This is a genomic window from Kitasatospora sp. NPDC038210 (assembly GCF_055600605.1).
This window is the reverse complement of record NZ_JBVJYK010000002.1, coordinates 278,861-293,571: the sequence shown is the minus strand read 5'-3', so window position 1 is coordinate 293,571 and position 14,711 is coordinate 278,861. Positions and strand designations below refer to the sequence as shown.

Below are 14,711 nucleotides of genomic sequence, written 5' to 3'. Positions count from 1 at the left end.
GTGGCCGACGACGCGTACGCGATCGGCCTGGTGACGGCGGAGGAGCTGCCCGGCGTGGCGGCGGAGCCGGCCGCGCTGCTGGTGGACACCGTGCACGCCGGCGCCTCGCTGGGCTTCCTCGCACCGCTGGCTCACCCCACCCCGCACAGCCGGAGCACCGCCGTCGTCGCCGCGCCCGCGACGACCACCAGCGGGAACGGCGCCCGGCGCACGGCGAGCACCCCGGCGACCAGCACCCCCGCCGGGCGGGCCCACCCCGCGAAGCCGTGCCCCTGGGTCAGCGCCCCGGTCGCCACCAGGGCGACCAGCAGCACCGCCGCGGCGACCGCCAGCAGGTGCCGCAGCCGGTCGGAGAGGGTGAGCCGACCACCGAGCAGCGGCCCGGCGAGCCGGAAGGCGTACGTCCCGACGGTCAGCAACAGCACGGCGTAGAGCGGCATCATCGGACCGCCTCCTTCATCGTCATCGGCGGATCCGCCCGGACCACCCGGCCGGCCGGCACGGGAGCCTTCCCCTCGGACGCCTCGCCCGCAGGTGGCTTCCCGTGGGATGCCTCGCCCGCGGACGCCTCGTCCGTGGGCACCTTCCCGTCGGAGGGGTCCACCGCGCCCGGCCGGCCGGCGAACAGCAGCCCGACGAGGGCGAGTAGCACCGGCAGCCCGCCCGGTACGAACGGTGTGACCGCGACCGCCACCACCGCGCCCACGACCGCGGCCGTACGGGTGCGGCGGTCCGTGAGCGAGGGCAGCACCAGCGCGAGCAGCACCGCGGGGAAGGCGGCGTCCAGGCCCAGGGCGTCGGTGTCGCCGATCAGCCCGCCCGCGACGGCACCGAGCAGCACCGAGACGTTCCACACCGCGTACAGGGCGGTCCCGCAGAGCCAGAACACGGCCCTGCGCCGCCGCGGCCCGCCCTGCTGCAGGACGAAGGCGGCGGTCTCGTCGGTGATCAGCTGCGCACCGACCAGCCGGCGCCACCACGGGCCGTCGAGGACGTCGGCGACGGTGAAGCCGAAGGGCAGCAGCCTGGCGTTGAGCACCAGGCCGGTGGCGACGGCCGCGAGCACGCCGCCGCCGGACAGCACCACGCCGACCGCCGCGAACTGGGAGCCGCCCGCGAACACCAGGACGGAGAGCACGATCGGCACCCACAGGGGCAGACCGCCGGAGACGCTGATCGCGCCGAAGGAAGCGCCGACGAGGGCGTCGGCCAGGCAGACCAGGGCGATGTCACGAAGAGTGGCACGCTCCAGTGTTCGGAGTAGCGAACGCATGTCCATTAGAGTGAACCCGCCCCCCTGGGTTCGTCAAGGCGAACGATGGGACCGACAAGCCGAACGCCGGTCGATCCGAGCATGCCCGCAGGCCCGGGCGGTCGTGGCAGCATGAACGGCACCGGTCGTACGGGCCATACGGGTCGTACCGGCGGTCCGGCAGGTCCGGCAGGTCCGGCGGCCCGGCGGTCCGGCAGGTCCGGCGGGCAGTGAAGGAGCCAGAGGAGAGCGTGAGTGGCGAGCATGAGTGACCAGACCACCCCGGCCGTCGCCGCCGGCGGCTCCGGAACCGAGCTGATCGGCCAGATCGCCGCCTCCATCCGGCGCGAGCGCGAGCGCAGCGGGCTGTCGATGGCCGAACTGGCCCGGCGCGCGGGGATCGCCAAGTCGACGCTCTCCCAGCTGGAGTCGGGCGCGGGCAACCCCAGCGTGGAGACGCTCTGGGCACTCGGGGTCGCACTGAACGTGCCGTTCAGCCGCCTGGTCGACCCGCCGCGCCCCGCGGTCAAGGTGATCCGGGCCGGCGAGGGCCCGGTGACCCACTCCGAGCGCGCCGACTACGCCGCCACCGTGCTCTCCTCCTGCCCGCCCAACGCCCGGCGCGACATCTACCGGATCGAGGCGCAGCCGGGCGAGACCAGGGCCTCCGACCCGCACATGCCCGGCACCGTCGAGCATGTGATGATCGGCTCCGGACGCGCCCTGGTCGGGCCGACGGAGGCGCCGGTCGAGCTGGGCCCGGGCGACTACGTGAGCTACCCTGGCGACTCCCCGCACGTCTTCCGCGCCCTGGCTCCGGACACCCTGGCGGTGATCGTGATGGAGCACACCTGACGCAGCATCAGCCGGCGCCCCGGCCGGCTGGCCTCACTTCAACAGGCCGTCCAGGAAGGGGTTTCCGAACACCCGGTGCGGGTCGTGCCGGTCCAGGACGGCGACCGCCTCGTCCCAGCCCGGCCCGCCGCCGGCCCGCAGGCCGGCGGGGATGACCCGGTCGATCATGTCGCGGTCCGACCAGGCGGCGTCGGCGGTGTAGGCCCAGCCCTTGGACCACTCGACCCGCAGGCCCGCCCGGGTGCCGTCGAAGGTGCGCAGCAGCCACTGCTCCAGGTCCCGGGCGAAGCGCTCCAGTCCGGGCGTGCCGGGGAAGGCGAGGACGTCGAGCCAGACGGCGGTGTCCCACTCCGGGCGGTCGGCGCGCGGGCGCAGCGCGGACAGCAGCGGGGGCCGGGCGCCGGGGACGCCGGAGTACGCCGGGTCGTCCAGGCCGGTGACCCTGATCTCCACCGCGCCGTTCACCGGGTACTCGCCCCGGGCCTGGTACTCGGCGAGCAACTGCCGGTAGTACGCGGCGAATTCGCTGACCACCCACTGCAGGTCGGCGCGCCGGGCGAGGACCGCGTAGCCGTTGGCGGTGACCCGCAGGGTGGTGGGGCGGACGTACTGCAGCAGGGTGCGCGAGGGGCCCCAGAGGTCGGAGCGCAATCCGCCCGCGAGCAGGTGGGTGAGGACGTCGCCGGTGAGCAGACTGCGGATCAGCCCACCGGAGAGCAGGACGTCCGTGACGTCGCCGGTGAGACCCACCTTCGCCACGAGGTACTGGAGTTGGCCGAACAGTGGGGCCGATCCCCAGGCACCGGCGACGATCTGCCCGGCGAGCCGGGCCACCGGCTCCGGAACGTTGTCCGAGAAGGGGAAGTTGTAGGGGTGGTCGACGGCGAGCGCACCGAGCGGCTCGGTCGGGGCGACGCTCCAGGTCTTGAGCCAGGGGTAGTCGGTGTAGGCGAACCAGATCGCCTCGGCCCGGCCGTCGCGCTCCACGAACTCGGCGAAGGTCCGCGGGCCGCCACCGCCCAGCAGTCCGCCGAGCAGCCCTCCGAGCAGCCCGCCGCCTCCGCCCGCCCCGGTGCCCCCGGCGGAACCGGCGGAACCTCCGGCTCCCGGCGGGGCGAAGAGCTCGCTCGCCGGGATGTCGAGCCGGCTGACGCAGCGCAGCGGCCGGTCGGCACCCGCCCTGAGGACGACCTCGGTGAGGAAGGCGCGGCCCAGGTGCACCAGGAACGCGGCGCTGTCGGCCTCGGAGCGGTCGAAGGTGCGCAGCGCGTAGCGGCCGGTGGCGGGGTCGAGGACGACGGCGGTGAGCCGGACGACCTGGTTGCTCACCGAGCCGTAGCCGTGCCCGTCCGCCCGCACCTCCCCCGCCGCCGGGACGGCGGTGCCGTGGCCGCCGATGGCGAGCACCCCGCCCACGGTGATCTCGCCGGGGGCCGGACAGGCGGTCAGGCCGAGGCCGCGGTCGGCCAGGTGGGCGAGCAGGGCCTCCATGGTGGTGCCGGTCTGCACCCGCACGGTGGTGGGCGAGTCCGCGGTGACGGCGGTGAGGTGCCGGCTGGTGTCCACGAGCAGGACCCGGGCGCTCTCCGGGGTCCGGTCGGCGACCGTGAGCGGTGCCCAGGTGTGCCGGTAGCCGGTGGCCCGCAGGCGCCAGCCGTTGGCGTGCGCCCAGTCCGCGAGGACCGGGACCTCCTCGGGGGTGCGGGGCGCGCAGGTCCACAGCTGGTCCGTGCGGACCTCGCCGGACCAGTTCTCGAAGACCCGCTGGTAGAGCTCGGTGCCGGCGGGGAGTCCGGGCGGTACGGGCGCGGCGGCCCGGGCGCTGTCCGGCCCGACGGTGCCGCGCAGTATCCAGGCCGCGCCGCCGAGCGCGGCCGAGGCCCCGAGCAGCTGCCGGCGGGTGAGGCCGCTCCCGGCGCCGCTCCCCCGGTGCGGTGCACCACCGCTTCTGCCCGCCGCGGCCGCCCCGCCCGCTGTGCCCGCCGTGCCCGCCGTGCCGTGTCCGCTGGTCATCCGTCCGTCCGCCCCTCGTGCTGGTCCCCCCGGGCCGAGCTACGGCTGTCCGGGCCGGGCCGACCGTCGGTTCGGCCCGGGGAGGAGCGTACGAAGCACCGTGCGCCGGTTTGAAGCGTCCACCCGGTGACTCACTCGTTCGAGTGAGTTCGGCCCGATCGGCCCGGGGCCTCGGCGCGGGGCGTACGGGGGCGGCGACAGGAAGGCGGAACCGGCCGAGAACCCGACCGGTCGTGTCGGAAATACCCGGGCCCCGCTCGCGGCTGTCGTGATCGGAGATCCGTTCCGGGCCGACCGGCCCGTACAGGAGGTGCAGCGCGCGATGGGTGACGAGCAGGCGAAGCCGCGGGAGTACCGGGTCGAGCACGACTCGATGGGCGAGGTGCGGGTGCCGGCCGCCGCGAAGTGGCAGGCGCAGACGCAGCGGGCGGTGGAGAACTTCCCGGTGTCCGGCCAGCGGCTGGAGCGCGCGCACATCGCCGCGCTGGCCCGGATCAAGGCGGCCGCGGCCCGGGTGAACGCCCGCCTGGGGGTGCTGGACGAGGAGACGGCGGAGGCGATCGTGGCGGCGGCCGAGGAGGTCGCGGAGGGGCGCTGGGACGACGAGTTCCCGGTGGACGTGTTCCAGACCGGCTCCGGCACGTCGTCCAACATGAACACCAACGAGGTGATCGCCACCCTGGCCGGCGAGCGGCTGGACCGGCCCGTCCACCCGAACGACCACGTCAACGCGAGCCAGTCGTCCAACGACGTCTTTCCCTCCTCGATCCACATCGCCGCCACCGCCGCCGTGACGCACGACCTGATCCCGGCGCTGGAGCACCTGGCGGAGGCGCTGGAGCGCAAGTCCGTCGAGTTCGCCGAGGTGGTCAAGTCGGGCCGCACGCACCTGATGGACGCCACGCCCGTCACACTGGGCCAGGAGTTCGGCGGCTACGCGGCGCAGGTGCGGCACGGGCGGGAGCGGCTGCTGGCCACGCTCCCCCGGGTGGCCGAACTCCCGCTCGGCGGAACGGCGGTGGGCACCGGCATCAACACCCCGCCCGGCTTCCCGGCCGCGGTCATCGCGGAGGTGGCCCGCGTCACCGACCTGCCGCTGACCGAGGCCCGGGACCACTTCGAGGCGCAGGGCGCGCGGGACGCCCTGGTCGAGCTGAGCGGCCAACTGCGCACGGTGGCGGTCGGGTTCACGAAGATCGCGAACGACCTGCGGTGGATGGGCTCCGGCCCGCGCACCGGGCTCGGCGAGATCAACCTGCCGGACCTGCAGCCCGGTTCGTCGATCATGCCGGGCAAGGTGAACCCGGTGCTGCCCGAGGTGGTGCTGATGGTCGCCGCCCAGGTGGTCGGCAATGACGCGACGGTGACGCTGGCCGGCGCGAGCGGCAACTTCGAGCTGAACGTGATGCTCCCGGTGATCGCCCGCAACGTGCTGGAGTCGGTCCGGCTGCTGGCAAACAGCGCCCGGCTGCTGGCGGACCGGACGGTGGACGGCATCACCGCCAACGTCGAACGGGCCCGGGAGTACGCGGAGTCCTCGCCGTCGGTGGTGACCCCGCTGAACCGGTACATCGGGTACGAGGAGGCCGCGAAGGTCGCCAAGCAGTCGCTGGCCGAGCGCAAGACCATCCGTCAGGTGGTGCTGGAGCGCGGCTACGTCGAGCAGGGCAAGCTCACCGAGGAGCAGTTGGACGAGGCGCTGGACGTGCTGCGGATGACGCGCCCGTAGCCGCCCCGGAACACCCGGTCGCCCGGGGACGGCCCCGAGGTGCGCGGGAGGTGCGTGGGACGTGCGCCGGGGCGCGGCGGGAGGGTGCTCCCGCCGCGCCCCGGACGAGGGGCTGCGGGGAAGATCAGCCCCTGGTTCCGCCGGCCCGACCGGCCCGGCCGAGCCGCATCGCCGCTCCGTTCGCCGTGATCGTGGCCATCGAGATCGCCGCGAGTCCGAGCAGGAACATCACTGCACCGACGATGATGCAGGTGACGATGTTCTTGCCCCGGGCGACCGATCCGGAGATGACCCAGGGGGAGATGATCGTCCAGGCGCCGAGCGCCGTGGCCGCCCAGGCCCTCGCGTGGGTGCGTTCGTAGGCCGTGCCGTAGCCGGCCATCAGCACCGTGTAGGCCAGTCCGACGATCAGGCAGGTCACGGTCAGGGTGCTGAACGCGGTGAAGCCGACGATCCACGGCGATGCCGCCAGGAAGAGGCCGGCCAGTACGGCCAGGGCTTCGACGCCCTGGGCCCGGGGGGTCGAGGTGACCCGCTCGTAGTGTTCTCTCAGTTCGACGATGTCCGGATGGTGCTCCATGCCCGTCGGGATATGGGTTGCCACCGATACCACCTCCTGTGGTCCGGAATCTGCGGGGTGCATTGTCCTCCGTCACCCGGAAGGCGCATGCCCCGTACCCATTCTGTCCCTTCTCTACTGTTTTGCACCCGATAGTCCGGAATGACCGATAACCATCCGATCACGCCGGTGACCTGCGTCTCAACCAGGCGGGGCGTCATTGCCTATGCAACTCGTTGCATAGCAGGATGCGGGGCATGGCACTGGAGCACGCGATCCTCGTCTCGCTGCTGGAGCGGCCCGGCTCCGGCTACGAGCTGGCCCGGCGCTTCGACCGCTCCATCGGACGCTTCTGGACCGCCACCCACCAGCAGATCTACCGGGTACTGCGGCGCATGGAGGCGGACGGCTGGGTGGCCGCGGAGGAGGTCGCCCAGGACGGGCGCCCGGACAAGAAGGTCTACTCGGCCGCCGAGGCCGGGCGGGCCGCACTGGCCGGCTGGCTGCGGGAACCGGTCGAGCCGGAGACCGTCCGGCACGAACTCGCGGTCAAGATCCGGGCCGCCGCCTTCGACGACCCGGCGGCGCTGATCTCCGAGGTCGAACGCCACCGCGAGGGGCACGCCGCCCTGCTCGCCCGCTACCTGCACGGCGAGCAACGGGACTTCCCCGACCTCGACGCGCTCGACGCCCGCCGGGAGCTGCAGCACGTGGTGCTGCGCGGCGGCATCGAGTACGAGCGGATGACCCTCGCCTGGCTCGACGACGTGCTCGCCACCCTGCGCCGCCTCGCCGCCGACCGGCCGTCCTGACCCGTCGGCGCCGGACCCTCCACCCGCTTCACACACCCTCGACCCCAGGGAGCCCTCGATGCTCTTCAACCCGCGCACCTACGACCCCGCACAGTTCGACGAGCCGACCCGCCGGCTGCTGCGCGCGACCGTGGACTGGTTCGAGTCCCGCGGCAAGAAGGCGCTGATCGACACCTACATCGACCGCAGCTGGTACGCCGACTTCCTCGAATTCGCCGCGAAGGAAGGCCTGTTCGCGGAGTTCCTGACCCCGTCCGCGGCCGACCCGGACAAGCGCTGGGACACCGCGCGGATCGCCGAGCTGAACGAGATCCTCGGCTTCTACGGCCTCGGCTACTGGTACACCTGGCAGGTCACCATCCTGGGCCTCGGCCCGGTCTGGCAGAGCGAGAACGAGGCCGTCCGGGCCCGCGCCGCCAAGCTCCTGGCGGAGGGCCACGTCATGGCGTTCGGCCTCTCCGAGCGCACCCACGGCGCCGACATCTACTCCACCGACATGATCCTCACCCCGGACGGCGAGGGCGGCTTCACCGCGACCGGCTCCAAGTACTACATCGGCAACGGCAACGTGGCCGGCCTGGTCTCGGTGTTCGGCCGCCGCTCGGACGTCGAGGGCCCCGAGGGCTACGTCTTCTTCGCCGCCGACAGCCGCCACGAGGCGTACCACCTGGTCAAGAACGTGGTGAACGCGCAGATGTACGTCAGCGAGTTCCGCCTGGAGGACTACCCGGTGCGCGCCGAGGACGTGCTGCACACCGGCCAGGCCGCCTTCGACGCCGCCCTGAACACCGTCAACGTCGGCAAGTTCAACCTCTGCACCGCCTCCGTCGGCATCTGCGAGCACGCGATGTACGAGGCCGTCACGCACGCCCACAACCGGGTGCTGTACGGCCGCAAGGTCACCGACTTCCCGCACGTCAAGCGGGAGCTGACGGACGCGTACGTCCGCCTGGCCGGGATGAAGCTGTTCAGCGCGCGGGCCGTGGACTACTTCCGCACCGCCTCCCCCGAGGACCGCCGGTACCTGCTGTTCAACCCGATGACCAAGATGAAGGTCACCACCGAGGGCGAGAAGGTCATCGACCTGATGTGGGACGTCATCGCGGCCAAGGGCTTCGAGGCGGACACCTACTTCGACAAGGCGGCGAAGGACATCCGCGGCCTGCCGAAGCTGGAGGGCACCGTCCACGTCAACCTGGCGCTGATCCTCAAGTTCATGGGCAACTACCTGTTCGCCCCGGCCGACTACGCCCCGGTGCCGACCCGCCTGGACGCGGCCGACGACGCCTTCCTGTTCCGCCAGGGCCCGGCCCGCGGCCTCGGCGCGATCCGCTTCCACGACTGGCGCGCCGCCTACGACCGCCACGCGCAGCTGCCCAACGTCGCCCGCTTCCGCGAGCAGGCCGACGGCTTCTGCGAGTTGCTGCTCAGCCACGCGCCGAGCAAGGAGCAGCAGGCGGACCTGGACTTCCTGCTGGAGATCGGCCAGCTGTTCGCGCTGATCGTCTACGGCCAGCTGGTGCTGGAGCAGGCCGAGGCGACCGGCCTGGACGCGGACGTCCTGGACCAGCTCTTCGACGCCCTGGTCCGCGACTTCTCCGCGCACGCCACCGAACTGCACGGCAAGGCCTCCACCACCGAGGAGCAGGCCGCCTGGGCGCTGGCGAACGTGCGCCGACCGGTGTCCGACGCGGCGCGGGCCGCGCGGGTGTGGGAGCAGGTCGCGGCGCTCTCGGGCGCGTACGAGATGCAGCCGTAACGACGGCGGGAGCGCCCCGAGGAAGCGCGACTGCGGGAGCGCTACTGAGAGAACGCTGCTGCGGGAGCGCAACTGAGAGAACGCGACTGCGGCAGCAGTCATGGGAAGGACCCCGGGGGTGCCGGTCGGCGGACCGGCACCCCCGGTTCGGAGTCGGCGGGTCCGCCCCGCGGGTCGCCCCGTCCGGGAGGCTCAGCGCTCGCCCCGGGGCCTCGTCCCGGGCCTCGTCCCGGGCCTCGTCTTGGCCACCCGCCCGGTCGTCGCTGTCTCAGCCGTCGCCGAGGCCCATGTCTCGGGCCCGGGCGACCGCCTCGGCGCGGGTGGCGACGTGCAGCTTCTCGAAGATGTGCGTGATGTGGTTGCGCACGGTCTTCTCCGCGACCACCAGCTCCCGGGCGATCCGCCGGTTGTCGAGCCCGCGCGCCACCAGGTCCAGCACCTCCGCCTCGCGGGCGGTGAGGTCCGGGAAGAGCTGCCCCGCCTCGCGCATCCGGGCCCCCGCCAACAGGGCCGTGATCCGTCCGGCCACCTCGCCGCCGAACACGGCACCGCCCGCGGCGACCGTCCGCACGGCGTGCAGCACCTCCTCCCGCCCGGCCCCCTTGACCAGGTAGCCGCGCGCGCCCGCCTGGAGCGCGGCGAGCAGGTTGCCGTCGTCGTCCGACATCGTCAGCATCAGCACCGGCGGCGGCGCCTCCTGGGTGGCGAGCCGGCGGACGGCCTCCAGCCCGGACCCGTCGGGCAGCGAGAGGTCCATGATCACCACGCTCGGGCGGTGCCGGGCGACCGCCTCCGGCACGTCGGCGACCCGCTCGGCCTCGGCCACCACGAGGACGCCCGCGGCGCTCTCCAGTGCCGCCTTGAGCCCCTCCCGGAAGAGGGGGTGATCGTCGACGATCAGTACACGGACAGGCGGTGCGCCGCCCGGGCCCGAGGGTGCCAACGGCTGTTCTTCATCCACACGGCCGACACTACCAGCAGCAAATCGGCTACTTTCCGTGACATGCTCGGAAGTCGTCCGCGTGGCGGGCGGTGCGGGAACCGATCCGGCACCGGAACCGAGGACCGGGGGCAGGATCCGAGACCACTGCCTCAGGCGCCCGGGACACCGGGCCGTCGAGACTGGAACCCGGCTCGGTTCGCGCCGCCGGTCGGCTCGCCGACCGGGAATCCGTACCGCCGGGGGGTTCGCACCACCGGAGTCCGCCCCACCGGCCCAGCCCGACTGCGAGGTGGTGCCATGACCACGGTGACCTCCGTCCGGCGCCGTACACCGGCCCAACGGCAGCTGACCGCCGCCGCGTTCGCCACGGCGCTCTGCGTCGTCGCCTCGACGGTGTGGATCTGCTACGTGCTCGTCCACCTCGGCGATCCGGGCGTGCACCAACCGCGCGACGAACTCGGCAACCTGATCTACGCCCTCCCGACCGCGGGGGCGGGCATGCTGCTGCACGCCCACCGCCCCGGCAACCCGCTCGGCTGGGTGCTGCTCGTCTACGCGTTGACCGAGATCCTGCCGGACGCCGCGGCCGCACCCGTCTCGGTCGAGATCGCCGACCCGGGCATCGTCGGCGCCGTCGCCGCCTTCGCCGCGCTCTGCAGTTCGGTGAACGTGACGATCTTCTACGTGTTCCCGCTCTGGCTGCCCGACGGCCGCCTGACGACCCGGCGCTGGTGGTGGTACATCGGCGCCGTCGCGCTGTTCGTGGTCCCGGAGATGTCCCAACGGCTCGACCGCCCCATGCAGTTCGGGCGGCCCAATCCGCTGGCCGGCAACCCGCCCGCGCACTTCTTCGGCGTCGTGACCGACGCCCTCGGCGGACGCGACCTGCTGGTCAGCGAATGCCTGATCGGGATCGTGACCGTCGTCCTGCTGACCCGTCTGCTGCGTCCGCGCCACCGGGCGGGCGACGAGGGCGAGATGCGTCGGCACCGGCTGCGGGTGGCGGCGATGCTCGGCGCCTACCTGCTCTGGGCCGGCATGCAGGACCTGTACTCGCGGAACTTCGAGGAGCACTACTGGCTCAGCTACTCGCTGTTCGCCGCCGCGGGACTGGTCTGGGCGGTCGCGGTGGCCGTCCTGGTCATCCGGGACCACGGCTGGCGGCTCGACCGGGCGGCCCGCAGCGTCCTGATCGGGCTGCTGCTGGGCACCGGGGTCACCGGGCTGTTCGTGGTGGCCGCCGCCGTGCTCTCCACCTGGCTGCTGCCGGGGCGCGGCGGGGCGGCGCTGCTGCTGATCGCCCTGGTGTACGCGCTCGGCGCGGCCCTGCCCCGGGCGGCGCGGCGGGTCGTCGCCCTGGTGGACCGGCTGTACTACGGCGAGCGCGCGCAGCCGTACCAGGTGCTTCGGACGCTCGCGGGGCGGGTGCGCCAGGTCGTCGACCCGGCGCGACTGCCGGAGGCGCTGTGCGCGACGGTCGCCGAGGAACTGCGGCTGCCCGGGGTCACCCTCGCCGTCACCACCCGGGCCGGTCGGCGCACCCTGGCCACCGCCGGACGCCTGGACGGGCGCAGCCAGGACTTCGCACTGGTCCACAACGGGCTGCCGATCGGCGATTTGACCGTCGGACTGCGCGCCGGCGAGGAACGGCTGGAGGCCAGCGACATCGACATCCTGCGCTCGCTCGCCGACCAGGCCTCGCCCGCCGTCGCCTCGCTGCGGCTCCAGGAGGACCTGCAGGCCAGTCGGGAGCAGATCGTGGCCGCGCGGGAGGAGGAGCGGCGGTGGCTGCGGCGGGACATCCACGACGGGCTCGGTCCGGCGCTGGCCGGGTTGCGGCTGCGGGTGGACAACGCGGCCACCTCGGCGGCCGACGGGCTCGCGGACACGCTGCGCGGGGTCTCCGACGGCCTGGGCCTGACGATCAAGGAGGTCCGCCGGATCACCGACCGGCTCGGACCGGCGCCGCTCGGCGAGTTCGGGCTGACCCGGGCGGTCCGGCAGCTGGCGGACACCTTCGGCGGGGCCGGGTTGACCGTGACGGCGGAGCTCTCGCCGGACCCGCTGCCGGAGCTTCCGGCCGCGGTGGAGGTCGCGGCGTACCGGATCACGGCGGAGGCCCTGAACAACGTGCTGCGGCACGCCCGGGCACGGACGGCGCGGATCACGCTGCGGGCGGACGAGGAGGCGCTGACGCTGACCGTGCAGGACGACGGGGTGGGGTACCGGACGGACGGCGGCTCCCCGGCCGACAGCAGCGGGGTGGGCCTGCGGTCGATGGCGGACCGGGCGGCGGAGATCGGCGGGCACTGCACCGTCCGCGCACTTCCGCCGAACGGGGGCACCCAGGTGCTGGCGGTGCTGCCGCGCTCGGCGGCGGACCGGTGACGGGCGGTGACGGGCGGTGCCGGGCCAGCGGTGCCGGGGGGCGGTGCCGGGGGCGGGCGAGGAGGTGCAGACATCCCGCGAACAGGTAACGCCGAACAGGTAACGCCGAACAGGTAGCACCGAACAGATGACAGGGAACAGATGACAGATTTCGAAGTCTGTCATCTGTTCCCTGTCATCTGTTGTTCGTTGTCCGTCGGTCGCCGCCCGTCGGATGTCAGCCCCGACGAGTCACCCGAGAGCGAGCCGGGTCAGGCGTCCGGTCCGGGCGGGGTGGGCGGCACTCCGCAGTTGCCGAGCTTGCAGCCGATGCCACCACCGCCGTCCGGTGTCACGACGGGAGACAGGGCGGAACGGCGACGGGATGCCGAGGCGGAGGCGGAGGCGGAACACGCGCTGCGCAGCGCCATGGCCGCCGCGATCAGGCCTGCCAGCACGCCGGCCGCGCAGATCGCCGTGGTCGTGGTGTTGGTTGCCATGAGGAGGTACTCCCGATTCTTCCGAGTGACCGGTCGTGGTCGATCGATCACGTTCAACTCTGCGGACGAACACGCCCCGAGCGCATGGGCTTGATGTCCCATTCCGGTCCCGACTCGGCGCCGGGGGCACCGATCCGGCCCAGCACGACGGTCACCGGTTCGCGCGATCCGGCCCGCAGGCCGTACCGCTCCTGCGCCCTGACGTAGACCAGGTCGCCGGTGCGCACGGGCACCTCGCCGAGCTCGCCGAGGAAGGCACCGGCCCCGGACAGGACCAGCAGGAAGGCGTCGGCCGCACGGTCCTCGTACGGCCCGCAGAGGCCGCCGGGGTCGAGGTCCACGACGCCCACGTCGACCTGTCGCCAGGCCTCGGCGGACTCCGGGCCCGAGCGCTGGGCCGGGATGGCGCCCCGCGACGGGGTGGGACGGACGGTGAGCACGGTGGTCGGCGCGCCCCGGACGGCCGTGAGTCGGCAACTGCTGCCGGGCCGGTGGTGCATCGCCTCGCCCGGGGAGAGGATCCGGCCGGCCGCATCCAGCCGGCCGGAGAGCACCACGGTCACCGACTCGGCCGACTTGAAGGGGAGTTGGTCGACCCGGACGCCGGGCGGCAGGGTCTCGACGGTCAGCCCGGCGCGGACCGCGGGCCGCTGGTCCGGGTCGATCAGCCGCCGGAGGACGGGCGCCGTGCGGGGGACGGCGGCGGGTACGACGATCACGAGAGGTCTCCTCGGACGGAGGACGTACGGTCCGGGACGGGCAGGAGGGTCAGGGCCGGTCACGGCGGGTGGCGCGGCGGCGGGCCGGGACGGCCCCGGTGCCGGCACCGCGCCGGGGAACGGCGAGGGTGAGGCAGAGCAGTTCGGCGCCGAGCGGACCGGCTTCGAGCTGCAGCGTGCGGCCCCGGCGGGCCAGCAGCAGATCGCCTTCCGAGGCCAGGTGGTCGGGCTCGTCGGAGAGCCGGCCGACGACGGCGGCGCCGCGCAGCACGTGCAGGACGGTCTCGGCGTCGGGCCGGCCGGTCAGCACGTGGTGGGCGCCCGGGCTCAGCCGCAGGTGGTCGAAGGCCTCGCAGGCACTGGTGAGCATCGAGCGGCGGGCCAGGGAGCGGATCCGGACGCGTTCGCCGTTCGGGCCGAGGACGACCATGGCGGCGCCGGTGTCGGTGGTGACGATCATGCGGGTTCATCTCCGCTGGTGGAGGTGCGGATGCCGGCGGGAACGGTCAGGACGGCGTGGAAGTACTCCATCCCGGCGGTGCCGGCGGTGAGGACGGTCCGGGTGCCGAGCGGGAGGACGACGGCGGTGCCCTCGACCAGCGGGATGCCGGCGTCGCGCGGCTCGGGGTCGTACGGCTCGGGGTCGTGGTCCTCCGGCGAGGCGTCCCGCCGTACCGCGTACTCGGGCGGTTCGGCGAGGCCGGATCCGGCGGTGACGTAGAGCGCGTGCTCGACGCCGTCCGCGGCCACCTCGATGCTGTGGCCCGGTTCGAGCCGCTGCAGGCCGACGCCGCGCAGCGGTCCCGCGAGCAGGCGGCCGGGGTCCACGGCGCCGCGTCGGCGGAGATCGGTGATGACGGTGCCCGGCATGTCGGGCGCTCCTTCCGGTCACCGGCGGACCCTTCGGTCCGCCTCTGCGACCCACGGTGCGCCGCCCGCTGTCCCGCCCACACGGGGGTCGCGTCCCGTCCCGCTCCCGACCGCATCCCGGCCCGGTCCCGGCGCCCGCCCGGCCCGATCCCGACCCCGGCCCGGCGCGATCCCGGTCGGATCCCGGGCTGCTCCTGCCCCGTCCCGGGTCGCTCCCGCCCCGGTCAGGGGCCTCTCCCGGTGCGCGCCCGGCCCGACCTGCCGACTGCCGTCCGCGCCGTCCCGCCCGGGCCGCACGCGTCCGTGGCCGGAACCACGCGTGCCGCCCGGAAC

14 protein-coding genes are annotated in these 14,711 nt (G+C 73.7%); 5 read left to right on the top strand and 9 right to left on the bottom strand.

Annotated elements, in window-relative coordinates:
- Nucleotides 1-131: 131 nt before the first annotated feature.
- Nucleotides 132-440, bottom strand: a complete 309-nt coding sequence (locus ACZ7KX_RS04795) for an AzlD domain-containing protein (RefSeq protein WP_470325559.1) — start codon at nucleotides 438-440, stop codon at nucleotides 132-134.
- Complete coding sequence (locus tag ACZ7KX_RS04790) at nucleotides 440-1,273, bottom strand: AzlC family ABC transporter permease (RefSeq protein ID WP_470325305.1); 834 nt, start codon at nucleotides 1,271-1,273, stop codon at nucleotides 440-442. Before ACZ7KX_RS04790 ends, ACZ7KX_RS04795 begins: the two co-directional genes overlap by 1 nt.
- A 243-nt stretch (nucleotides 1,274-1,516) precedes the next feature.
- Between ACZ7KX_RS04790 and ACZ7KX_RS04785 the strand changes: the two genes are divergently transcribed.
- Nucleotides 1,517-2,107 carry a helix-turn-helix domain-containing protein gene (locus ACZ7KX_RS04785; protein WP_470325558.1) on the top strand — a complete coding sequence of 197 codons (591 nt, stop codon included), beginning with the start codon at nucleotides 1,517-1,519 and terminating at the stop codon, nucleotides 2,105-2,107.
- Between the two features lie 33 nt (nucleotides 2,108-2,140).
- Here ACZ7KX_RS04785 and ACZ7KX_RS04780 read toward each other — a convergent pair whose 3' ends face one another.
- Nucleotides 2,141-4,120 carry a cholesterol oxidase substrate-binding domain-containing protein gene (locus tag ACZ7KX_RS04780; RefSeq protein ID WP_470325304.1) on the bottom strand — a complete coding sequence of 660 codons (1,980 nt, stop codon included), beginning with the start codon at nucleotides 4,118-4,120 and terminating at the stop codon, nucleotides 2,141-2,143.
- A 322-nt stretch (nucleotides 4,121-4,442) separates the two neighbouring features.
- Here ACZ7KX_RS04780 and ACZ7KX_RS04775 point away from each other — a divergent pair, with 322 nt between their 5' ends.
- A complete protein-coding gene (locus ACZ7KX_RS04775) occupies nucleotides 4,443-5,849 on the top strand; it encodes a class II fumarate hydratase (protein ID WP_470325303.1) in 1,407 nt (468 codons plus the stop codon).
- Nucleotides 5,850-5,973: 124 nt separating this feature from the next.
- Here ACZ7KX_RS04775 and ACZ7KX_RS04770 read toward each other — a convergent pair whose 3' ends face one another.
- Complete coding sequence (locus tag ACZ7KX_RS04770; protein ID WP_350519052.1) at nucleotides 5,974-6,429, bottom strand: SPW repeat protein; 456 nt, start codon at nucleotides 6,427-6,429, stop codon at nucleotides 5,974-5,976.
- 236 nt (nucleotides 6,430-6,665) lie between these two features.
- Here ACZ7KX_RS04770 and ACZ7KX_RS04765 point away from each other — a divergent pair, with 236 nt between their 5' ends.
- Both ACZ7KX_RS04765 and ACZ7KX_RS04760 read left to right on the top strand, forming a co-directional pair.
- A complete protein-coding gene (locus tag ACZ7KX_RS04765; RefSeq protein WP_470325302.1) occupies nucleotides 6,666-7,220 on the top strand; it encodes a PadR family transcriptional regulator in 555 nt (184 codons plus the stop codon).
- A 58-nt stretch (nucleotides 7,221-7,278) separates the two neighbouring features.
- Nucleotides 7,279-8,979: an acyl-CoA dehydrogenase family protein gene (locus ACZ7KX_RS04760; RefSeq protein ID WP_350519054.1), complete on the top strand. Its 1,701-nt coding sequence runs from the start codon at nucleotides 7,279-7,281 to the stop codon at nucleotides 8,977-8,979.
- 268 nt (nucleotides 8,980-9,247) lie between these two features.
- On the opposite strand, the gene ACZ7KX_RS04755 is transcribed toward ACZ7KX_RS04760, so the two are convergent.
- Nucleotides 9,248-9,940 (bottom strand): response regulator, encoded by a 693-nt coding sequence (locus ACZ7KX_RS04755; protein ID WP_470325301.1) that lies wholly within the window; start codon nucleotides 9,938-9,940, stop codon nucleotides 9,248-9,250.
- A 279-nt stretch (nucleotides 9,941-10,219) separates the two neighbouring features.
- Between ACZ7KX_RS04755 and ACZ7KX_RS04750 the strand changes: the two genes are divergently transcribed.
- Entirely contained in the window at nucleotides 10,220-12,310 is a 2,091-nt protein-coding gene (locus ACZ7KX_RS04750) for a sensor histidine kinase (RefSeq protein ID WP_470325300.1), read from the top strand.
- A 251-nt stretch (nucleotides 12,311-12,561) separates the two neighbouring features.
- Here the strand turns inward: ACZ7KX_RS04750 and ACZ7KX_RS04745 are convergent, their stop codons facing one another.
- Genes ACZ7KX_RS04745 through ACZ7KX_RS04730 form a run of 4 tightly spaced genes read right to left on the bottom strand, consistent with a single transcriptional unit; the run spans nucleotide 12,562 to nucleotide 14,378 of the window.
- A complete protein-coding gene (locus tag ACZ7KX_RS04745; RefSeq protein ID WP_470325299.1) occupies nucleotides 12,562-12,789 on the bottom strand; it encodes a hypothetical protein in 228 nt (75 codons plus the stop codon).
- A gap of 53 nt (nucleotides 12,790-12,842) precedes the next feature.
- Nucleotides 12,843-13,508 carry a cupin domain-containing protein gene (locus ACZ7KX_RS04740; protein ID WP_470325298.1) on the bottom strand — a complete coding sequence of 222 codons (666 nt, stop codon included), beginning with the start codon at nucleotides 13,506-13,508 and terminating at the stop codon, nucleotides 12,843-12,845.
- A gap of 49 nt (nucleotides 13,509-13,557) precedes the next feature.
- On the bottom strand, nucleotides 13,558-13,968 hold the full coding sequence (locus tag ACZ7KX_RS04735; RefSeq protein ID WP_470325297.1) for a hypothetical protein: 411 nt from the start codon (nucleotides 13,966-13,968) through the stop codon (nucleotides 13,558-13,560).
- Nucleotides 13,965-14,378: a hypothetical protein gene (locus ACZ7KX_RS04730; RefSeq protein ID WP_470325296.1), complete on the bottom strand. Its 414-nt coding sequence runs from the start codon at nucleotides 14,376-14,378 to the stop codon at nucleotides 13,965-13,967. The genes ACZ7KX_RS04735 and ACZ7KX_RS04730 overlap by 4 nt, the downstream gene beginning before the upstream one ends.
- Between the last annotated feature and the right edge of the window lie 333 nt (nucleotides 14,379-14,711).